Source organism: Kitasatospora sp. NPDC093806, from assembly GCF_040683335.1.
Lineage (GTDB): Bacteria > Actinomycetota > Actinomycetes > Streptomycetales > Streptomycetaceae > Kitasatospora.
Window position 1 is genome coordinate 14,343 of sequence record NZ_JBFBDO010000086.1, and the last position, 21,359, is coordinate 35,701.

The 21,359-nt window shown below is 75.3% G+C and carries 16 protein-coding genes, 1 tRNA gene and 1 riboswitch; of the genes, 7 read left to right on the plus strand and 10 right to left on the minus strand.

The window, feature by feature from the left end:
* Positions 1-218 precede the first annotated feature (218 nt).
* Positions 219-1,097: a DUF1906 domain-containing protein gene (locus tag AB0N76_RS29860; protein ID WP_363562356.1), complete on the minus strand. Its 879-nt coding sequence runs from the start codon at positions 1,095-1,097 to the stop codon at positions 219-221.
* A 152-nt stretch (positions 1,098-1,249) separates the two neighbouring features.
* On the opposite strand from AB0N76_RS29860, the gene AB0N76_RS29865 reads away from it, so the two are divergent.
* A complete protein-coding gene (locus AB0N76_RS29865) occupies positions 1,250-2,323 on the plus strand; it encodes an EamA family transporter (RefSeq protein WP_363562358.1) in 1,074 nt (357 codons plus the stop codon).
* Positions 2,324-2,408: 85 nt separating this feature from the next.
* Here AB0N76_RS29865 and AB0N76_RS29870 read toward each other — a convergent pair whose 3' ends face one another.
* The 8 genes from AB0N76_RS29870 to AB0N76_RS29905 form a co-directional block, all read right to left on the minus strand.
* Positions 2,409-3,203 (minus strand): pyridoxal 5'-phosphate synthase, encoded by a 795-nt coding sequence (locus tag AB0N76_RS29870; RefSeq protein ID WP_363562360.1) that lies wholly within the window; start codon positions 3,201-3,203, stop codon positions 2,409-2,411.
* Positions 3,204-3,611: 408 nt separating this feature from the next.
* Positions 3,612-3,941 carry a hypothetical protein gene (locus tag AB0N76_RS29875; protein WP_363562362.1) on the minus strand — a complete coding sequence of 110 codons (330 nt, stop codon included), beginning with the start codon at positions 3,939-3,941 and terminating at the stop codon, positions 3,612-3,614.
* Between the two features lie 408 nt (positions 3,942-4,349).
* Entirely contained in the window at positions 4,350-5,714 is a 1,365-nt protein-coding gene (locus AB0N76_RS29880) for an FAD-linked oxidase C-terminal domain-containing protein (protein WP_363562364.1), read from the minus strand.
* A 182-nt stretch (positions 5,715-5,896) separates the two neighbouring features.
* Positions 5,897-7,213 carry an MFS transporter gene (locus AB0N76_RS29885; protein WP_363562366.1) on the minus strand — a complete coding sequence of 439 codons (1,317 nt, stop codon included), beginning with the start codon at positions 7,211-7,213 and terminating at the stop codon, positions 5,897-5,899.
* Between the two features lie 73 nt (positions 7,214-7,286).
* Entirely contained in the window at positions 7,287-8,117 is an 831-nt protein-coding gene (locus AB0N76_RS29890) for a MerR family transcriptional regulator (RefSeq protein ID WP_363562368.1), read from the minus strand.
* 69 nt (positions 8,118-8,186) lie between these two features.
* Positions 8,187-9,296, minus strand: coding sequence for a peptidoglycan-binding protein (locus AB0N76_RS29895; protein ID WP_363562370.1), 1,110 nt, complete (start codon positions 9,294-9,296; stop codon positions 8,187-8,189).
* A 219-nt stretch (positions 9,297-9,515) separates the two neighbouring features.
* Positions 9,516-9,603: transfer RNA gene (locus AB0N76_RS29900), tRNA-Ser, on the minus strand.
* A 65-nt stretch (positions 9,604-9,668) separates the two neighbouring features.
* Complete coding sequence (locus AB0N76_RS29905) at positions 9,669-11,510, minus strand: trypsin-like peptidase domain-containing protein (RefSeq protein ID WP_363562372.1); 1,842 nt, start codon at positions 11,508-11,510, stop codon at positions 9,669-9,671.
* Between the two features lie 180 nt (positions 11,511-11,690).
* Positions 11,691-11,838: riboswitch (TPP riboswitch) on the plus strand.
* Here AB0N76_RS29905 and AB0N76_RS29910 point away from each other — a divergent pair.
* The 4 genes from AB0N76_RS29910 (at position 11,832) to AB0N76_RS29925 (ending at position 16,380) form a co-directional block, all read left to right on the plus strand.
* A complete protein-coding gene (locus AB0N76_RS29910) occupies positions 11,832-13,310 on the plus strand; it encodes a cytosine permease (protein WP_363562374.1) in 1,479 nt (492 codons plus the stop codon). It overlaps the preceding riboswitch by 7 nt.
* A gap of 139 nt (positions 13,311-13,449) precedes the next feature.
* Positions 13,450-14,295 (plus strand): glycerophosphodiester phosphodiesterase family protein, encoded by an 846-nt coding sequence (locus AB0N76_RS29915; protein ID WP_363562376.1) that lies wholly within the window; start codon positions 13,450-13,452, stop codon positions 14,293-14,295.
* Between the two features lie 488 nt (positions 14,296-14,783).
* Positions 14,784-15,230 carry an ATP-binding protein gene (locus tag AB0N76_RS29920; RefSeq protein ID WP_363562378.1) on the plus strand — a complete coding sequence of 149 codons (447 nt, stop codon included), beginning with the start codon at positions 14,784-14,786 and terminating at the stop codon, positions 15,228-15,230.
* 163 nt (positions 15,231-15,393) lie between these two features.
* Positions 15,394-16,380, plus strand: a complete 987-nt coding sequence (locus tag AB0N76_RS29925) for a DUF5926 family protein (protein WP_363562380.1) — start codon at positions 15,394-15,396, stop codon at positions 16,378-16,380.
* 227 nt (positions 16,381-16,607) lie between these two features.
* On the opposite strand, the gene AB0N76_RS29930 is transcribed toward AB0N76_RS29925, so the two are convergent.
* Positions 16,608-17,261: a bifunctional DNA primase/polymerase gene (locus tag AB0N76_RS29930; RefSeq protein ID WP_363562382.1), complete on the minus strand. Its 654-nt coding sequence runs from the start codon at positions 17,259-17,261 to the stop codon at positions 16,608-16,610.
* 748 nt (positions 17,262-18,009) lie between these two features.
* On the opposite strand from AB0N76_RS29930, the gene AB0N76_RS29935 reads away from it, so the two are divergent.
* A complete protein-coding gene (locus AB0N76_RS29935; RefSeq protein WP_363562384.1) occupies positions 18,010-19,566 on the plus strand; it encodes a PP2C family protein-serine/threonine phosphatase in 1,557 nt (518 codons plus the stop codon).
* 206 nt (positions 19,567-19,772) lie between these two features.
* Entirely contained in the window at positions 19,773-21,275 is a 1,503-nt protein-coding gene (locus tag AB0N76_RS29940) for an aminopeptidase P family protein (protein ID WP_363562386.1), read from the plus strand.
* Positions 21,276-21,359: the final 84 nt, after the last annotated feature.

Sequence of the window (21,359 nt, forward strand, 5' to 3'; positions counted from 1 at the left end):
GGATACTGGGGGGCATGGGTGACGGGAGTGGTGAGCGGCGGGTGGGGCGGGGGTTGATCGGGTTCCGGCTGCCGTGTCCGTGCTGTGCGGGTGGGGTGCGGACGCAGGCGCGGATGGGGGTGCGGGCGGACCGGAGCGGGACGGGGTACATCACCGAGACGTGCCGGTACTGCGAGGGGCTGGGGTGGCTGGGGCTCGGGCTGCGGGAGTGACGGGGGTCAGCCGGCCAGCGGGGCGTCGACCTGGTTGCGGTCGATGGTGAGGGTCGCTCCGCCGTAGGTCTCCTCGACGTTGCCGTGGTACTGGTGGACGCGCTGGTGGTCGGTCCAGAGGTCCGGGGTGAGCGCCCCGCCGCCGGCGGTGTCGGCGCCGTCGTTCCAGCGGGCGTACCAGAGCGTGTCGGGCAGCGGGGAGCTGCCGGCCCGGGCGGCCGCGGCGAGGTCGGCGATGCCGGAGTCGAGGCTGGAGTAGAAGCCGGACCGGTAGCCGGCCGCGTGCAGGGCCTGGGTCCAGCCGAGGGTGAAGTCGACGACGCCCTGGCCGCAGGCGGGGTCGCGCAGCGGATAGGCCTCGATGTCCAGGAAGACCGGGCTGCCCGGGCCGAGCCCGACCGCCTCCAGCCCGCGGACCGCCTCGGCCGCCTCCTCGCGCCCCTGCTGGACGGCCCGGGCCGGGTCGATCCGCCGGGGCTTGCGCTTCAGTTCGCTGCACGGCGCCTGCAGGCCGACGTGCACGGGCAGGAACCGCCAGCCCATCGCCCGGGCCTGCCGGACCCAGTCGGCGGTGAGCCTCGGCTGGGTGCAGCCGCGCTGGCCGCCGCTGGTGTAGATGCCGAGCGCCCCGTACGGCGAGGCGTCGCGCCAGGCCCGCAGGGTTTCCAGCGGCGGCGCGGTGCAGGCGTCGAAGGCCGCCCCGGTGTAGAGGTCGCGGAGCCGGGCGGCGGGCGGTCCGAACCGGTCGGGGACGACGGTGGCCCTGATGCGGGGGACGGCGGCCGCCGCCGGGGCGACCTCGTCCGCGCTCGCGCCCGGCCCGGCGGCGGCCAACAGGAGGACGAGGGAGGCGGCGGCGAGGGCCGTCGGGCGGAGATAGCGCACCCCGCCTTGATACTGACGGACCGTCCGACGATCGCGGCAGCCGCGCCGCGCGCACCGCCGGAGCTCACCCTTTCGGACGCACCCGTCCGCATCCGTCCCGGTATTTGTAACGAGCTTGCCGCCCAGTGGCTCCTTACGGCAAACTCGCCATCATGCCCACGCCCAACCCCATCGAAACCACCGCCCCGACGCCGGCCACCGCCGTCGCCGAGGCGCTTGCCATGCCGCCCGCCCCCAAGGGCGAGCCCGCCGGCGAGCGGGGCGGCTGGCGACGAGGCGGTGCGCCCGGCGACGGGCTGCCACCGGACGCGCGATCCGGCCGGTCCTCCGGCCGACGGTTCCCGAACCTCCTGCGGCGCCCGGAGACAATCCCGGCGCCGCTTCTCTGTCTGGCGGCGATGTTCCTGGTGCAGACCGGGATCGCGTTCTCCAAGCCGCTCTTCGGCCCGCTCGGCGTGAGCGGCACCACCTTCCTGCGGCTGAGCTTCGCGGCGGTCATCCTGCTCGCCGTCACCCGGCCGAAGCTGCGCGGGCGCCGTCCGCGCGACCTCGCCGCCGCCGCCCTGCTCGGCATGGCCTCGGCCGGGATGACGACGCTGTTCGCCGGCGCGATCGACCGGCTGCCGATGGGCACCGCCGCGACCATCGAGTTCCTCGGACCGCTCGCGGTCGCGCTGTTCTTCGCCCGCCGGGCCAGCCACCTGCTGTGGGCGCTGCTCGCGGCGGGCGGCGTGATGCTGCTGACGCTGCTCGGCGAGGGCGGGGACAGCGCCGGTTCCGGGCTCGACCGGGTCGGCCTGCTGTACGCCTTCGGGGCGGCCGCCTGCTACGCCGCGTACATCCTGTTCACGGACAAGGTCGGGGCCGCGTTCCAGGGCTTCCAGGGGCTGGCGGTGTCGATGACGGTCGGCGCGCTGACGGTGGCACCGTTCGGGCTGGGCCAGGCCTGGGACGGGCTGACCGCGCCGGACGCCTCGCCGCTGATGCTGCTGCTCGCGGTCGCCGGGGTGTCGCTGCTGCTGCCGGTGATCCCGTACGCGCTGGAGATGACGGCACTGCGGCGGATGCCCCAGCGGGTGTTCAGCGTGCTGGTGAGCCTGGAGCCGGCGGTCAGCGCGCTGGTCGGCCTGGTGGTGCTGGGGCAGCTGCTGGGCGCGGCGCAGCTGGCCGGGATCGGCTGTGTGGTGGCGGCGAGCGTGGGGGCCACACTGACCGGGCGGCGGTGAGCCGGGCCGTCGGAGGCACGGAAGCGGATCGGGGGCGCGTACCGGTGAGGCACGCGCCCCCGACTGCTGTGCGGCCGGGTGCGCGTTAGGGCCAGAGCAGGGTGCGCGACCACTCCGGGGTGCGGACCGGGCCGGTCCGGGTGTAGCGGAGCCGGACGTGGTGGCGGTCCGCGTCGCCCTGCCAGAACTCCACCTCGTGCGCCCAGAGGGTGTAGACGGCGTGCCCGGCGGCGACCGCGTCCGGGGTGGCCTCCAGCCGGCGCCGGGCGACCGCCACCGCCTCCTCGTACTCGGCCGGCGAGGCCAGCGGCTCGCTCTGCCGCCCGACCAGCGCGCCGATCCGGGCGGCCGGGGAGCGGGTGGCGAACTCGGCCGCCGCCACCAGGTCGGCGGCCCGTTCGACGGTGCCGCGGACCCGGACCTGGCGGCCCAGCTGCGGCCAGTACACGGTGAGCGCGGCGGCCGGGTGGTCGCCGAGCTGGCGGCCCTTGGGACTGTCGGCGGCGGCGGAGAAGACCCAGCCGGTGCCGAGCGCGTCGACGTCGCGCAGCACCAGGACCCGGGCGTCCGGCAGGCCGTCGGCGTCGACCGTGGAGAGGGTGACCACCTGCGGGTCCAGCACGCCGGCGTCGAGGGCGCCGGCCAGCCAGTCGACGAAGAGCGGCCCGGGTTCGGCGGGGGCCGCCTCGGCGTCGAAGGTCGGCATCGGGCGGGCCATCGGCGGGCGGCCGAGCAGCAGCTCGGGTACGGACCGGGGCTCGAGACGCGGTTCCGTGCCCGGCTCCGTACCCGACTCCGGGGCCGGCTCCCGGCCCGACTCGGGGCCCGGCGCGGGCCTGGTCTCGCCCGGGCCGCCCAGGCCCTCCTCCTCCGCTGCCATCGCGCCCTTCCTTCCGGTTGCCGCGGCCGCAGCCCCTCGCCGGGCGGGCCTCCGGCGGCCCGGGCGCGGGGGTGCGCTGTCGGAGCGCAACCGTACCGCCGAGCGGTGACGGGCCAGGGCGCGGGCCCTGGCCTGGCCCCGTTCCGGGGCGCGGGTGACCTCGGCGGGGGCCGACCTCGGCGAGGGCCGGCGGCCACGGTGGAACCGGGCCCGGACGCGCCCGTGGGCGGCACCGGTGTGCGGTGCCGCCCACGGGACCGGTTCGCGGTGACCCTTTCCGCTGCCCGGTTGCGCGTTTCGCGGTCTGTTCCGACCGCTTCTCTTCGATTCACTTCACTGTCTGCTTCGAGCCCCGCCGCGAGCGTCTCCGGCGCCCCCGCCGTCGACGACCCCGGTCGGCGCCGGTGCTCAGTGGAAGATCGGCGCGAAGACGATGTTGAAGTTCTTGTTGGACTGGCCGGCCAGGATGGTGCCCGAGTTGTCCTTCACCGCGAGGGTGTTGGCCTGGTTCGAGGCGCCGGCGCCGGTGGCCGTCTGCTGGTTGGAGACGTAGTTGCCGTCGACCGAGCCGAAGACGTTGCCCGTCCCGACGTTCGACACCACGCCGCTGTTGGAGCCGTCGTTGGCGGCCGCGCCGTTGTCGGCGGCCGCGACGCCGGCACCGGCGAACAGCAGCCCGGCCGCGAGCGGGGCCGCGACCAGAAGACCGGCCACCTTGCGGGAGCGGATGCGAGCCATGAGAGCCTCCAAGAAACGGTAATCGTGCAATGTGTGCGGGAGTTCGCCGGCCAGACGAACACCTGCGGGCTGCGACGCCGAGGGACAGACTTCCGCAACAAATCGACAAAGCACCACCCGCCGACAGTGTTTTCGCCCTTTAGCGTGATATCCACCGGCCCCGCGCATAACCTCGGCGAACCGGGAAAGCGCGCCGACACACCGGCCCCGACCTGCGATTCAACCCGAACGGCCGGACACGATCGGCCGTCCGGAAACAGCGTGAAGAGGGCACACTGACGACCCCGCGCACCACCCCAGCGCACTCGGGGGACCATCACGCCCCCGCCGGTGCGGTCGCGTTACCGTGTCGACAATTCCAGCCATTCCAAGAAAATCCGAAGACCGGACAACGAGAAAGCCGGAAGATCAGACCATCTTGCCGGGATTGAGGATGCCCAGCGGGTCGAAGACCGCCTTCAGCTGACGCTGCAGCTCCAGCGCCACCGGCCCGAGCTCCCGCGCCAGCCACTCCCGCTTGAGCAGCCCCACCCCGTGCTCCCCGGTGATCGTGCCACCCAGCTCCAGCCCCAGCGCCATGATCTCGTCGAACGAGCGCTGCGCCCGCGCCGACTGCTCGGCGTCCGCCGCGTCGAAGATGACGATCGGGTGGGTGTTGCCGTCCCCCGCGTGGCTCACCACGCCGATGGTCAGGTCGTGCCGCTCGGCGATCACCGCGACGCCGTCCAGCATCTCGGCCAGCCGGGACCGCGGCACCGCCACGTCGTCGATCATCGTGGTGCCCAGCCGGTCCAGCGCGGGCAGCGCCAGCCGGCGCGCCTCCAGCAGCAGTTCGGACTCGGCCTGGTCCTCGGCCGGCACCACCTCGGTCGCCCCGGCCGCCCGGCACAGCTCCCCGACGGCGGCCAGCTCGGCCACCCGGTCCGGGCCGTCGAAGGCCACCAGCAACAGCGCCTGGGTGGACTCCGGCAGCCCCATCCGCCCCAGCTCGTTCACCGCCCGCACGCTGACCGCGTCCATCAGCTCCATCAGCGACGGGGTGAAGCCGCGCGCCATCACCTCGCAGACCGCCGCGCCCGCCGCGGCCGCGCTCGGGAACTCGGCAGCCAGCGCCAGCTGCGGCTCGGGGGCCGGCCGCAGCGCCACCACCGCGCGGACCACCACGCCCAGCGTGCCCTCCGAACCGACCAGCAGCCGGGTCAGGTCGTAGCCGGCCACGCCCTTGGCCGTCCGGCGCCCGGTGGACAGCAGCCGTCCGTCGGCCAGCACCACGTCGAGCCCGAGCACGTACTCGCTGGTCACTCCGTACTTGACGCAGCAGAGCCCGCCCGCGCCGGTGCCGATGTTGCCGCCGATCGTGCAGGACTCCCAGCTCGACGGGTCCGGCGGGTAGGCCAGCCCGGACGCGGCGGCGGCCCGGGACAGTTCGGCGTTGACCACGCCCGGCTCGACCACCGCGATCCGGTTCACCGGGTCGATCTCCAGGATCCGGTTCATCTTCACCATCGACAGCACGATGCAGCCGTCCACCGCGTTGGCCGCCCCGGAGAGCCCGGTCCGGGCCCCCTGCGGGACCACCGGCACGCGCAGCTCGGTGGCGGTCCGCAGCACGTGCTGCACCTGCTCCACCGTCTCCGGGAAGACCACCACGGCGGGGGTGCCGGACGCGCAGAAGCCCGCCATGTCGTGGCGGTAGGCGGCCGTCACGTCCGGGTCCACCGCCAGCGCTCCGGGCGGCAGGCCCTCCGCCAGCCGGTCCGTCAGATCACTCATCGCCGCCTCCGCTCACGCCGCGCCGTCGTCCCGTCCTGCCGCGCCGTCGTCGGCGCCGCCGGGCGGCGGTCCGCACCCGCTCGACCCCGCCCGGCCTCGCACTCTGCCCGGCACCCGCCGGACCGGCAAGTACGCCGCCCGGTCGGGCGCGCGCCCCGGCGCGCTCGCCCGGGTCCGGCGCCTCAGGCCCGGCGCAGGACGCGCGAGGCCAGGGCGGCGAGCCCGGTCGCACCGGTGGCCAGCGCGCAGAGCGCGGTGGGCGTACGGGGGCCGACCGCGTCGGCGAGCAGACCAAGCGCCCCGGTCGAGAGCACCAGCGCCGCGCTCTGCACCAGGGTCAGCAGCGCCTGCACCCGGGAGAGCTGATCGTCCGGCGCCGCGCCCAGCAGCAGCGGGCCGATCCGGCAGGCGAACAGTCCGGAGCCCGCGCCCGTCACCACCCCGCCCGCCACGGCCGCCGCCGGCCCCGGCGCCCAGGCCAGCAGCGCGATCCCCGCCGAGGCCACGCAGAGCCCGGCCGCCGCGCCGACCCCGGCCCGGCTCCCCGCTCCGGCACCGGATCCGGCCCCGGTGCCGGGGCCCCGCCAGGACAGCAGGCCCGCCACCACGAGCACCCCCGCGCCCTGCCCGCCCGCCACCAGACCGGCCGCCCCGGCGCCCCACCCGTACGTCCGCGCCAGCAGCGGCGCGAGCAGCGCGACCACCGGCAGCAGGGCCCCCGCCGCGGCCCCGGTGAGCAGCAGCGCCGCCCGCAACAGCCGGTCCCGCACCGCCGAGCGGACCCCGGCGGCGGCCTCGCGCAGCAGCCCCGGCCGCTCCGGCCGCTCCGGCGTCCGGGCACCGGCCACGTCGACCGCCGCGACGCCCGCCGCGTCGCCCGCCGCATCGCGCCGGACCGGCACCCGCAGCAGCACCAGCAGGACGACGGCGAAGCTTGCCGCGTCCAGCAGCGCGGCCCCCGGCAGCCCGCCCAGGGCGACCAGCGCCCCGCCGAGCGGCGCCCCGAGCAGCGCGGCGAGCTGTCCGCCCGCCTGCCGCAGCGCCAGGGCGCGCGGCAGTTGCCCGGTGTCCACCAGCCGGCGCGGCATCGACCCGCTCGCCGGGAGGTAGAACGCGTCCACCACCCCGACCACCACCGCCGCCGCGACCAGCAGCCCGAGCGGGGTCCCCCAGCCGCCCGCGACCGCCGCCAGGAGCAGGGTCGCGACCAGCATCACCGCGTCCCCGGCGAGCATCACCCGGCGGGCGCCCAGCCGGTCCGCCACCGCGCCGCCCACCAGGACCAGCGCCGTCCGCGACACGGTGATCGCGGTCAGCACCAGCCCGGCCGCGCCACCGCCGTGCGCGGCGGCGGCCCAGCCGAGGGCGAAGGCGAGCGCGGCGTCGCCGAGCGCCCCGGCCTGGGCGCCGGCCAGCCAGAGCAGGTAGGGCCGGGGCAGTGCCGCCCGGGCGGGGCGGGCGGCACGGCCGGCCGTTCGGGCACCGGTGGTGGTGGTCATGCCCGCCGACGCTAGGACCCTCGACCGGGTCGAGGGCAAGCGCCGGACCGCCCGGGCCGACCACCCTTGCCGACTACCCGCGGGTGACCGGCTCCTGAAGCTCGGTCACCCAGCCCGCCGGATCGTCCGGGCACTCCAGGTAGAGCTCCCGGGCGTACCCGGTCGAGCGGTAGCCGTTCTCCTCGATGAACCGCGCCAGCGCCTGGAACGAGCCCAGGGCCCCGTCCATCGAGCCGCGGTGCACGACGGTCGCCGCCTCCTCGACGGCCGGCAGGTCGACCACCGCGAAGCCGTGCTCCCCGGCCGGGTCCACCGGGGCCGCGATCGGCACGGCCACCCGGATCAGCACCGAGCCGTCGCCCTCCCCGGTGTCCTCGTACCGGGCGACGGACGGCCCGGTCCCGTCGATCCCGGCCGCCGCGAGCCGGCCGCACAGCTCCTCGAACAGCGGGCCGATCACCGGTCCGATGTCCTGCGGCTCGTAGCTCGCCGCCACCCCCGTCAGCTCGGCCGCCCGCACCGACGGCACCCGCTTCACCACGACATCGTGCGTGGACATGGTCCCCTCACTCTCGATCGTCCGGAGCCTCGCCTCGACCCGGGACAGCCGCTGGGCGTCCGCCGCCATCGCCGCGGCGAGTTCGGCCCGCCGCAGCCGCAGCATGCCGCGCAGCTCGACCGCGTCCACCTCCTCGTCCAGGACGGCCCGCACTTGTTGCAGCGTGAAGCCGAGGTCCTTGAGCGCGATGACGCGGTTGAGCCGGGCGAGCTGGGCGGCCCGGTAGCAGCGGTAGCCGCTGACCGGGTCGACCCGGGCCGGCCGGAGCAGTCCGATCGCGTCGTAGTGGCGCAGCATGCGGACCGACACCCGGCCGTGTTTGGCGAAGTCTCCGATGTTCAACATGGTCCTTCCAGTGGAGGGCCTCACACCGTGTCATGGTCAAGCCCCGGAGACCTCGCCGCCCCCGAACGGTCAGTCCGTCACGTCGAACCCCCGCCGGTCGCCCAGCGCCCGCAGGCTGCGCTGCCCGGGGATCCCGTCGGCCGCCTCCCCCGCGTAGCCGAGGCTGCGCTGGAAGGCCGCGTACGCCTGCACCGTCCGGGAGCCGAGCGAACCGTCCACCCAGCGCTGCTCCAGGAACCCCTCGTCCGCCAGGGCCTGTTCGACGATCCGCACCTCGCCGCCGTACGTCTGGTGGCCCTGCTCGGCGCCCGGGTCGGTGCGGGCCGCCGCGACCACGTGGGCCAGCGAGACCCGGCGCGGCGAGGGCAGCCGGCCGAGCAGCCGACGCAGCGAGCCCTCGCCCGGCACCCCGTCGGCGTCCGGGCCGGAGTACCCCAGACTGTGCTGGAAGTCCTGGTAGTTGAGGGTGTCCTGGTCCCGCCAGTCCTCGTCCGGACCGGACTGGTAGTGCCGCCCGAAGCCCTGCCGGACGAGCGCCTCGCCCACCTCCCGGACCTGCGGCCCGTGCGCGCCGTAGCCGTACTCCAGCCCGTTGATGGTGACCCGGTACCGGGCCGGGCCGGTCTCCGCGCGCGGCGGGGGCAGCGGGGCGCCGCCGGCCGCCGCGACGATGCCGGGCAGCACCAGCTCGTGGAACTGCCGCTCGCGGACGTCCCCCGGGCAGGCCGTCCCGCCGTCCGACCACTCGGGGAACATCCGGTGCACCCCGAAGCCGGGCGCGTCCCAGGACGGGCAGGCCCGCAGCGGGATGCCGTGCCGCTGGTGCAGCCAGACCCCGAGCGCGACCAGCGCCCTGACCTGGGCGTCCGTCCACGGATCGGTGCTCCGGTCGTCACTGGCCGACTCCACGCTCACCGCCCCGGTGCCGTCGGCCCGGCGGTTGGCGTGCATGTTGGCGTCGGCCCGGGTCTGGGTGCCGACGAACTGCCCCACGCAGCCGTCGTAGCCCACCCCGAAGTGCGACTCCAGGTTGGTCGAGTCCCTCCAGTACTCGTACATCCGCCGCGGCGTCCACGGCGCCGCCACGCTGTGGAAGATCACCTGCGTCGGCGTGATCTCCGGCTGCTCGTCCGACTCGGGCTGGAGCTCCATCTTCTCCGCACCGGGGTACCAGGCCATCCGTCTCTCCTCGCCAGGCCCTGGGCCGTTCGCCCCTGACACCCGGACACACGGACCCCGGACCCCCACAAGAGGACGCTCTCCCCCCAAACCCCCCGTTCAGGTGAAACCGGACACCACCCCACCCCACCGGGCCCCCGCCACCACCCCCGAAAACACCGAAGGCGGGTGCCGACGTGATGTCGACACCCGCCTTGAGCAGGTGGTTTCTCCTACCAGCGGAGAGCGTGGGATTCGAACCCACGGTACGGGGTCACCGCACGACAGTTTTCAAGACTGTTCCCTTAGGCCGCTCGGGCAGCTCTCCAGGCGGAGGTCAGCCTAACGGGTCCGGCGGGGTTCGGTGCACCGGGTTTCGGGGGTGGGTGGGGGTCAGTTGTCGCCGACGCGCTCGCCGAGGGTCACCTTGGTGGTGAAGGTCTGGCCGTTGCGGGTGTACTCGACGTCGACGGTCTCGCCGGGCTTGTGCGTCCAGATCTTGCTGACCAGGGCGGGGCCGTTCTCGATCGGGGAGCCGCCGAGCTTGGTGATGACGTCGCCGGGCTTGAGGCCGGCCTTGTCGGCGGCGCCGCCGGGGGTGACGGCCGACTGGCCCTGGACGTCGCGGGTCTGGATCTGCGCGCCGTCGCCCTTGTAGTCGTCGTTGCGCAGGACGTCGAGCTTGGCGTAGACCGGCTTGCCGGTCTTGATCAGGGTGTCGGCGACCCACTTGGCCTGGTTGATCGGGATCGCGAAGCCGAGGCCGATCGAGCCGGCCCGGCCGTTGCTGGAGGTGTTGGACTGGATCGCCGAGTTGATGCCGATCACCGCGCCGCCGGAGTCGAGCAGCGGGCCGCCGGAGTTGCCGGGGTTGATGGAGGCGTCGGTCTGCAGCGCGTTCATGTAGGAAGCCTGGGCACCGGTCTCGTCGCCGGAGGCGACCGGGCGGTCCTTGGCGCTGATGATGCCGGTGGTGACGGTGGACTCCAGGCCGTACGGGGCGCCGATGGCGATGGTGGAGTCGCCGACGTTGACCTTGTCGGAGTCGGCCAGCGGAAGCGGCGTCAGCTTGCCCTTGGGCGGGCTGTCGAGCTTGATGACGGCGACGTCGTAGCCCTCGGCGCGGCCGAGCACGGAGGCGTTGTAGGAGCTGCCGTCGGCGAACTTGACGGTCAGTTTGCCGCCGCTGGACGCCGGCGCGACCACGTGGTTGTTGGTGAGGATGTGGCCCTCGGTGTCGAAGACGAAGCCGGTGCCGGTGCCGGACTCGCCGTTGCCCTGCGCCTTGATGGTGACGACGCTGGGCAGCGCCTTCTGCGCGATGCCGGCCACCGAACCGGGGGCGGGCTCGTTCTTCTGCGTGTTGTTGGCCTGGACGGTGGTGGAGCTGTGGTCGGCCTTGGCGCTGACCTTGACGTCGTCGCGGTCCGCGACGACCACGCCGACCGCGCCGCCGGCCACGCCGGCGATCAGCGCGACGGCCGCGACCAGCGCGATCAGGCCGCCGCGCTTCTTGCGCGGGCCGCCGGGGGCGCCGGGGTACTCACCGGGGTAGCCGAGCGGGCCGCCGGGGCCGCCCGGGGTGCCGGGCGCGCCGGGGGTGATGTCGTGCGCGCCGCCCCAGCCGCCGAGCGGCTGGCCCGCGCCGAAGGGGTGGTGGTGCTGGCCGGTCGCGCCGGGGGCGTGCGGCGCGGCCGGGGCGCCGTACGGGTCGTGCGCGGCGTGTGCGGCGGGCGCGCCGAGCGCTGCCTGCCCGGCGTGCGTGGCGTGCGTGCCGTACGGGTCGTGCGCCGCGGCGAGCGGGGGCACCGGGGTGCCGGGCGCCGGGGTGGCGTACGGGTTGCCGACCGGGGCGGCCGGGGCGGCGGGCGCCGCCGGGGCCGGGGCCGGGGGCAGCACCGGCGGCGGGGCGTCGAGGTAGCCGGGCGCGGCGGCCGGGGCCGGCGCGGTGGGCGCCTCGGCGACCGGAGGGACCGGAGCGGGCGCGGTGGGCGCGGCGGGCGCCGGGTCCGGGGCCGGGACCTTGCCGAAGGCCACGGTGGGCGTGAACCCGCCGGAACCCCCCTCGGCGGCCGGGGCCGCCGGGGCCGGCTGGTCGGCCGCGGGCGTCGCTGCGGGGGCGGGACCGGCGGCAGACTGCTGCGCCGGACCGTCAGGAGCGGGACCCACCACCCCCTGGCCGGAGGGCTGCTCCCCCTGCGGCCCGGTGGACCCAACCTCGCGCTCGGTGCTCACGGACGACCTCCATAGCTGACAGGACCAACAACCATAGTTTTTCGCACACCCGATTCGATTGCCGTAAGGAGCCTTCTGAAGAACTCATAAGAATCCTTAGCCGGGCCAGACAGCCCACCGGCGGCCCGCGCACCCGCTCCGCCTTGGCGTTCTCCCCCACGCCGGTTAGCCTGTCGCTCCAAACTGACACGCGGGAGCTTGGACCGACCAGGCTGAGAGTGCGCCGGTCGACCGTACGCCACGGGTTCCGTGGGCTGCCGTCGAGGGGGCGCAGACCGCCGGAACCTGTCCGGGTAATGCCGGCGTAGGGAGTGAACGGCCATGCCGCCTGCTTCGTCATCCTCGTCCTCGGGCGCGCCCGCGTCCGGGAACGTCCCCCCGACCTCGGACGCCGCGGGAGCCGTCCCCGGTTCCCGGGCGACCGCGGACGCCACCGGGGCCGCGGCCACCGCCACCGCCGTGGCGGACCACCCGCACCGGGTCGAGGCGCCGCTGGTGCTGGACACCGCGCCGCCGCGCACGCTGCGCTTCCGCGACCACTTCGCGCTCTGGATGAACCTCGGCGTCTCACTGATCGGCTTCACCACCGCCGCCACCGTGCTCGGCGCCCAGGGCAGCGAGCTGTCGCTGGCCGCCGCCGTGACCGCGATCGTGGCCGGCACCGTGGTCGGCACCGCGATGCTCGCGGTGGCCGCGCTGATCGGCGCCCGGACCGGCGCCCCGGCCATGGCCAACCTGCGCGGACTGTTCGGGACCCGGCTCTCCTACGTGCCGACGGTGCTCAACATCGTCCAGTGCGTCGGCTGGGGCGTCTACGAGCTGCTGACGATCGCGCTCGGCGCGCAGACCGTCGCCGGCACCGAGGGCTACCGCTGGGTCTTCGTCGTCCTGGCCGGCGCCGTGACCACCGCGCTGACCATCTGGCCGCTCGGCGCGATCGCGGTGCTGCGCCGCTTCGTCGCCGCCGCGGTGGCGGTCGCGATGGTGTACTTCACCGTCCAGCTGGGCCGGCACGGCGTGTCCGACCCGGGCGCGGGCAACTGGCACGGCTTCCTGAAGGCCACCGACGCGATGATCGCGGTGTCGATCTCCTTCGTGCCGCTGGCCGCCGACTACACCCGGCACTCGCGCACCCCGCGCTCGGCGTTCTGGGGCAGCTTCACCGGCTACACCCTGGCCCAGGTCTGGTGCTACGTGCTGGGCCTGCTGGCGCTGCTCCAGGCGGACGGGGACGCCGGCCGGATCTTCGACTCGTTCCTGGGCGTGTGGGCCGGCTGGCTGTTCCTGCTGGTGCTGGTGCTGCGCGAGACCGACCAGTCCTTCGCCAACGTGTACTCGACCGCGATGTCGGTGCACAACCTGCTGCCGAAGGTCGACCGCCGGGTGCTGACCGGCGGCACCGGCGTGCTGATCACCGTGCTCGCGCTGCAGATCACCGAGTTCACCGACTCGTACTACGCCTTCCTGGGGCTGATCGGCTCGGTCTTCGTGCCGATGTTCGCGGTGCTGGCGGTCGACTACTTCCTCGGCGCCGGCCGGCGCGGCTGGAACCTCGCCGACGACGCGCCGTCCCGCTGGCTGATGCTGCTGCCGTGGGCGCTCGGCTTCGCCACCTACCAGCTGATCGCGCCGACCGCGGTGGCCGGCTGGTGGACGGACCTCTGGACCTCCGCGCAGGAGGCGCTGCACTTCACCCCGCAGGAGTGGACCTCGGCCTCGCTGTTCGGCTTCCTGGTGCCCGCGCTGGCCACCTGGGTGCTCACCCCGTTCACCCGGGGCCGGGCCGTGGCCGCGCGCTGACCCCCGGCGAGGGCGCGCGCTGACCCCCGGCGAGGGCGCGCACCGACCCCCGCCCCCTCCCGCCCGAGTGACGAAGACGGCCCCGCAGGTTGGGGCCGTCTTCGCTTTCGTGTCACCTCCGCGGCTTATCGTGGACGGCGTGACCAGCCCTGATGTCTCGCTCCCGACCACCCGCACCGCTCCGCCGGTCCAGGTGATCGCCCACCGCGGTTCCTCGCACGCCCTGCCCGAGCACACCCTCGCCGCCTACCGCCGGGCGCTCGCCGAGGGCGCCGACGCGCTGGAGTGCGACGTCCGGGTGACCGCCGACGGGCAGCTGGTCTGCGTGCACGACCGCCGGATCGGCCGGGTCTCGGACGGCCGGGGCACGGTGTCCGCGATGACGCTGGCCGAGCTGGAGGCGCACGACTTCGGCGCCTGGAAGACCGGGCGCCCGAGCGAGGACCCGGAGCTGCGCGGGGTGCTGCGGCTGGAGAGCCTGCTGGAGCTGGTCGTGGACTGCGGGCGCCCGGTGGACCTCGCGATCGAGACCAAGCACCCGGTCCGGTTCCGCGGCCGGGTGGAGTCCGAGCTGCTGCGGACGCTGGACCGGTTCGGGATCGGCGGCGCGGGCACCGGCGCGGACCCGGACGCCGCCCCGACCGGGCCGCGGGCCCGGATCATGAGCTTCTCCTCGCTGGCGCTGGCCCGGGTGACGGCCGCCGCGCCGCAGTACCCGCGGGTGTTCCTGTTCGAGCGCGGCCTGGCGCTGCGCGGGCGGCTGCGCCCGGGCGCGCCGCTGCCGGGCGGGGCGTGGATCGCCGGTCCCGGCATCGACCTGGTGCGGGCCCGGCCCGGGCTGGTGACCAGGCTGCGCGAGCTGGGCCACCAGGTGCACGTCTGGACCGTGGACGAGCCGGCCGACGTCGAGCTCTGCCTGGAGCTCGGGGTGTCGGCGATCATCACCAACCGCCCGGCGGAGGTACTGGCCCAGCTCGGCCGGTGAACCGCGCGGCCGAAACACCGTGAACGCCGGTGAAGACCGGTGAACGCCGGTGACCGGAGGTTAACGCCGGTGAACCCCGGTGGATCCTGGTGAACCGTTCAACCACTGGGGCCCGTTGACCGTTTTGGTAGGGACTCAAACCTTCCGGCAACGATTTCTGCAGCAATTCATACACTTTCACGACGGAGGGTGAGCGCCGAATCACCTGTCGCGCACCGACGGTGGACCGGTCTGAAATGTCCGCGCGGGATCGTCGCGCGGTCGTTTCCGACGTATTGCCAAGGGGCATCCATCCCTCGGCATACGCTGAAGGAGGTCCGGGGGTGGCGTTGATGGTGGCGCGTGAAGTGCCGACTTCATCGACCATGGCAGTGCCGCACGGCCCAGCGAGTGTCGGGGTCGCACGGCGCCGACTGCGTCGAGATCTGGGAGACCGGGAGATACCGGAGCCGGTCATTGATGATGCCGTTCTGATCCTTTCCGAGCTTTTGAGCAACGCCTGTCGTTACGCCCGGCCGCTCGGGCCGCTGCCCGCGCTCGGCCGGGGCACCCGGGCCGAGGTCGTGGAGCCGCTGCTGGTCGGCGTCCCGTCCCGGACCGCCGCGGCGGCGGGCCCGGCCAACGCACCGGGCGACGGCGCACCGGGCGAGGGCGCGCCGGAGGGCGGCGAGGCGCCGGGCGGCGTACTGGTCCGCTGGCAGATGCACGCCGACGGGGTGCTCACCCTGGAGGTGACCGACGGCGGGGCGCAGACCCGGCCGTCGCCGGGCAGCCCCTCGCTGACCTCGCACGGCGGCCGCGGTCTGAGCATCGTGGACCAGCTGGCCAGTGACTGGGGCGTGCGCGACGCCCCCGGCGAGGTGACGGTGTGGGCGGCCCTGCCCGCGCGGGCCCGGCACGCCCGGCGGACGGGCGGCGCGCCCCGCAGCGCCTGAAGCCGGCCGGGGGCGCCCCCGGCCGCACCCCGGCGCGTCCCGCCCGTGCCCGTCCCCGGTCCGTCCCCGCCCCTCCCCCCGTACCCCGGCGTGCGCCACGCGCCCGGGGAACGTCAGTAGGCTGCCCGGAGCACAACACCACCGTTCCCGGGAGAGCCGCACCATGGGCAAGAAGGCCGCCAAGAAGGCGCCGCAGCGCACCCAGTCCACCCCCGCCGTCACGGGCGAGATCCCCGTGGTCGGGGCCCGCGAGGACTGCCCCTGCGGCTCGGGCCGCCGCTACAAGGCCTGCCACGGCCGCGAGGCCTCGCACGCCGTGCAGGAGCTGGTGCACCGCCCGTTCGAGGGCCTGCCGGGCGAGGCGGACTGGGTCGCGCTGCGCGAGCTGGTGCCCGCCGCCACCGTGCCGCTGACGCTGGCCGCCGGCGTCGCCGGGACCGCGAACGGCGAGGTGCCGTCGGTCACCCTGGCGACCGTGCTGCCGCTGGCCTGGCCGGCGCTGCGCCGCCAGGACGGCTCGATCCTGCTGGGCCTGCAGACCCAGTCGGCCTCGGGTGACCTGAGCCGCGACCTGGCGGACGCGCTGGAGCTGGCGCTGGCCGCCGAGCCGGGCAACCCGGTGCCGGCCCGCCGGACCGTCCCGGGCGGCCGCCGCCTGCAGGACCTGCTCGACCCCACCGCCGCGTTCGAGCCGGCCGTGCACGCCGGCTTCGAGTTCTGGCTGGAGGACGCCGAGACCGCCACCGGCGAGGTGGCCGCCTCGCTGGAGCGCGCCAACGCCTCGGCGATCCCGACCGAGAAGCTCACCGGCGTCGACTCCGCCTACTGGTGCGGCACCCCGGACAAGAACCACCTGCGCTGGGTGATGACCGTGCCGGAGGAGCAACTGCTGGACGCGCTGGCCCGGCTGACCACCGCCGAGCAGTCCTCGCTCGGCGACGACACCCGCCTGGTCGGCTCGTTCCGCGCGCACGGCCTGACCGTGCCGGTCTGGGACCTCCCGCTGGCGATGACCGCGGCCGACTGCGAGAAGCCGGCCGCCGAGTTCGCCGAGCGGCTCGCCGCGACGCTGGCCGACCCGGCGCCGCTGACCGCCGACGAGCGCAAGGCCCGCGCGAACCTGGTGAACCGTCAGGTCACCCTGAACTAAAGGCGGACGGAACACCGGGCGCACGCCCGGCGGATCGACGTGATACGCGTCACATTGTCGCCCGCGACCCGCAATTTCCGGGCTGCGAGGGCGTCTTGGAAATTGGCGCGGGCGCAGATCCTTGTTACTGTCTAAAGAGTCCGGTCGCTGGTGCATCCCCCGTCGCCAGCGGCCGGATCTTTTGTTTTTCCGAACGGCCCACGCCGGGGCGGGTGCACCGTGCCCGATCAGTACGCCGAGCGGCCGCTGTCCAGCTGGACCGCCGCCTCCACCAACTCGCCCAGCAGCGGCCCGACCTGGGGCAGCCAGACGCCGCCGTCGGCGCCCTGACGGGGCGGCAGGACCCAGCGCACCCGGTCCCCGTCCCCGCCGCCGGGCGGCAGCGGCAGGAAGCCGCCGCTCCCGTGGTACCGCAACGAGCCCGGCACCCAAGGGAGTTGGACGAGCATCTCGCCGAGCGCGTCGAGCGAGTAGGGGGCGACCAGCATCGCGTACCGGCCGGGCATGGCGAGCACCGGGCCGAGCCGCAGCCGGAGCGCCGCGAGGTAGGCCAGCGCGCGGGCGCCGGCCGCCGCCGGCAGGCTGACCGCCGAGACCGTCCGCCCGGTGGCGAGCAGCGCCGGGGCGTCCGGGAAGCGCTGCTCCCACCACCAACGCACCATCCGGGCATCGGTGGTGGCCGCGAGCAGCGGCGGGTCGTGCGGGTGGACGCCGGGCGCCGGGCAGTCCGGGTCGCCGCAGGAGCAGTGCCCGCCGACGAGCCGCGTGCCGGGGACCACGGGCCAGCGGTGCTCGGTGGCGGCCGTCAGGGCCGCGGCCAGCCGGGCCGCCCGGGCCGCCGACCGGTTCCTCGGGTCGTCGCGCAGTGGGTTGTCGCGCATTGGCACCCGTTCCTTTCCGTGACCGCTCGATGGCTCCGACCGCGACCCCGGCCGGGCCGCCGCCGCGCGTCCGGCTGCGTCGGACCGGCCCGAGGCCGAACCGGGGCCCGGACGGAGAGCCGGGCGGTGAACCGGGCGGCGGAACCGGGGCTGGAAGCCGACGGCGGGCGGGGCGGACGGCGGTGCGAACGGCGGTGCGGACAACGACGCGGGCGCGGGGCACGCGGTGGAGCACGATGTGAAAGGGCCGTGGGAATAGAACAGCCCTTGGAACGAGAATCCCGTATGCGACCGGATGGACGCCGCCCGGGCGCGGTTGGTTCCACCGTACGAGTGAGTCGCTTCCGGCCGAGCCGGCCGGCCGGCGGCGGGAGCATACGATCCGGACGGCCGCCGGAGCCGTCCCCACGGTTCTGCCCGCTCACCGGCCGCTCCATGCCCGGACGCCGTCGGCGGCGGGCGCGGGGCGACGGACCGGCGGGTGCGGCGCGACGGACCGGCGCGCGCACCGACCGCACGCGCCCCCAAGCCGGACCCGGCGGCGCGGAGAACCGGCCACCGGCCTTGTCATGACTCTGGACATGCCCCGAATGGCCTGTGTAGAAGTGGTGGCATTGCTGTCGATCAATGACGAGTAGTAGCGAATCGAGGCGAACGCGCCCTTTTGGCCGTACTCGCTCCAAAACGGCCGTACATGGGGGTTCCGGATGATCCGCGTGACACGTACCACCGCGTCAGGAGTGGCGGCATGACCGAGTCCCCCCCACCGTCGACGTCCTCCGAGCCGGCCGAGCCCGGCGGCACCAGCGGGCTCTCCGTGCTCGATCCGCCGGGCTTCCACGGCCCGGCGGCGGGCCGGGCCGCCGACGCCCCCGGTCCGGACGCCCCCGGTCCGGCCGACGGCCGGAGCGCGCCCGCCGCGCCCGCCGCCGCGCCCGGTGTGCAGGACCGTTTGGCCGGACGCCTGTCCGATTTCACCAGCCTGCACGAGCACACCGAGCGGCTCGCCCGCGCCCGCGGCCTCGACGCCACCCTGACGGCCGTGCTGGCCTCCGGCACCGCGCTGCTCGGCGCCGACCGCGCCCTGCTGGTCACCGCGCTGCCCGGCGGCGGCCCCAGCCAGCCGCTCGGCCTCGGCCTGGACCGCGCCAGCCTCGGCTCGCTGGAGACCGTCCCGCCCGAGCAGAGCCTGGTCGCCCGGCTGCTGCGCGCCCACGACCGGCCCGTCGAGCTGCACTCCCCCGACCTCGCCACCGATCCGGCGATCGGCGCCCGGCTCCGCGAACTCGCCGCCGACCTCCACCTCGGCGGCTGCTACGGACTGCCGCTCGCCACCGAGGAGGACGGCCCGCTGGCCGCCGCCCTCTGGTTCTACGACGCGCCCGCCGACCCCACCGACCGCCAGCGCGAGCTGGCCCGCCGCTACTGCGAGGTGGCCGCCCCGCTGCTGGCCAAGCAGCTCGACGCGGAGAAGGTCCGGCGCACCACCGAGGCGCTGCGCCGCGGCCTGCTGCCCGACCGCCTGCCCCAGCCCGCCGGCCTCCGGCTGGCCGCCCGGCTGGTCCCGGCCGGCCTGGACCGCTCCAGCGGCAGCGACTGGTACGACGCCATCCCGCTGCCGGACGGCACCGTCGGCCTCACCGTCGGCTCGGTCTCCGGCGACGGGCCGGGCGCCGGACCGGGCTCCGCCCCCGGCGCGGCCGCCGCGATGGGCCGGGTCCGGGCCGCGCTGCGGGCGTACGCGGTGCTGGAGGGCGAGGACCCGGTGTCCGTCCTCGGCGACCTCGAACTGCTGCTCAAGACCACCGAGCCGGCCCGCAGCGCCACCGCCGTCTACGCCTGGGTGGAGCCGGAGGAGCGCCGGGTCACCCTGGCCGGGGCCGGCCACTGCCCGCCGGTGCTGGTCACCCGGTACGGCGCCGAGTTCGTCGAGACCTCGCTCTCCGCACCGCTCGGCATGCTGTCCTGCTGGGAGGCGCCCGGCGTCGAGTTCACCGCCGAACGCGGCGACACCCTGGTGCTCTACACCGAGGGCCTGGCCCGCCGGTTCGGCCCGACCCTGCACACCGGGCAGGCCGCCCTGCGCCGGGCCGCCGCCGACGCCCCGCGCGACGTCCGGATCGACCCCGACCGGCTGTGCGCGCACCTGCTGGCGGTCTGCGCCGAGCGGGTGGCCGTCGCCGCGGCCGCCGCCGCCGGTGCGGACGCCGCGGGCCGGGACGCGGCGGGCCGGGACGCCGTCGGGCCGGCCGGTCCCGCGCCGGCCACCGACGACCTGATGCTGCTCGCGGCCCGCTTCGAGTAGCCCGCGGCGGCGCCCCGAAGAGCGCCCGGGGAAGCGCCCGGAACAGCCCGCGACGGCGCCGACCCACCGCGTGACCTGCGGCGCTCCCGGTGCGACCCCGAACGGTCGGGCGGCCGGGCGTCCGTACCATGGACGCACGGCCGCCCACGGCTGTCGCGATCCGACAGGCCCGGGGCGGCAGCACCACGCGCAAGGAGGCGACGTACGTGACCGAGGACCGCACCCCGGCAGTGGCCGAGAACCCCGAGGCCGCCGGCGGCGACGAGGAACCCCAGGAGTTCAAGGGCCGCAAGAACGGCCTCTACTCCGAGGTCTCCGACGAACTGGCCGCCTCGATGAAGACCGGCTGGGCCGACACCGAGCTGCACGGCCTGGAGCCGGTCCCGCAGGCCCGCTACGCCGCCGAGCGCCGCGCCAAGCTGTCCGCCGCCTTCCCCGGCGAGCGCCTGGTGGTCCCGGCCGGCACCCTCAAGGTCCGGGCCAACGACACCGACTACGACTTCCGCGCCGCCAGCGAGTACGTCCACCTCACCGGTGACCGGACCGAGGACGCCGTGCTGGTCGGCGAGCCCACCGGCGACGCCGGCCACGCGTTCGCGCTCTACCTGCTGCCCCGCTCCGACCGCGAGAACGGCGAGTTCTGGCTGGACGGCTACGGCGAGCTGTGGGTCGGCCGCCGGTACAGCCTCACCGAGCAGGAGCAGCTGCTCGGCCTGCCGGTCCGCGACGTCCGCAAGGCCGCCGACGAGATCGCCGAGCGGGCCAAGGACGGCGCCGCGCCGACCCGGATCGTCCGCGGCTACGACGCCGGCCTGGAGGCCGCGCTCGCCGAGGTGCTGGACGCCGACCGGGACGCCGGCTTCAAGGAGTTCCTGAGCGGCCTGCGGCTGGTCAAGGACGAGTGGGAGATCGGCGAGCTGCGCGCCGCCTGCACCGCCACCGTCAAGGGCTTCACCGACTGCGTCCGCGAGCTCGGCCAGGCCGTCGCCACCTCCGAGCGCTGGATCGAGGGCACCTTCTGGCGCCGCGCCCGGGTCGAGGGCAACGACGTCGGCTACGGCTCGATCTGCGCCGCCGGCGCGCACGCCACCACCCTGCACTGGGTCCGCAACGACGGCGAGGTCCGCCCCGGCGAGCTGCTGCTGCTGGACGCCGGCGTGGAGACCGACACCCTCTACACCGCCGACGTCACCCGCACCCTGCCGATCAACGGCCGGTTCGACGAGCTCCAGCGGAAGATCTACGACGCGGTCTACGACGCGCAGGAGGCCGGCATCGCGGCCGTGCGGCCCGGCGGCCGGTTCCGCGACTTCCACGAGGCCTCGCAGCGGGTGCTCGCCGAGCGGCTGCTCGCCTGGGGCCTGCTGGACGCCTCGGTGTACGACGTCGAGAAGGTCCTGGAGCTCGGCCTGCAGCGCCGCTGGACCCTGCACGGCACCGGCCACATGCTCGGCCTGGACGTCCACGACTGCGCCCACTCGCGCACCGAGGAGCACGTCGACGCGCTGCTCGTGCCGGGCATGGTGCTCACCGTCGAGCCCGGCCTGTACTTCCAGCAGGACGACCTGACCGTCCCCGAGGAGTACCGCGGCATCGGCGTGCGGATCGAGGACGACATCCTGGTCACCGCGGACGGCAACGAGAACCTCTCGGCCGGCCTGCCGCGCCGCGCCGCGGACGTCGAGGCCTGGATGGCTTCGCTGGCCTGAGTCCGGGCAGCTAGCCGCAGCTCCGGGCAGGTGCCTGGCAGCAGAATGACGCCGACGGGTCGGCCCCCACTGCTCGGGGGCCGA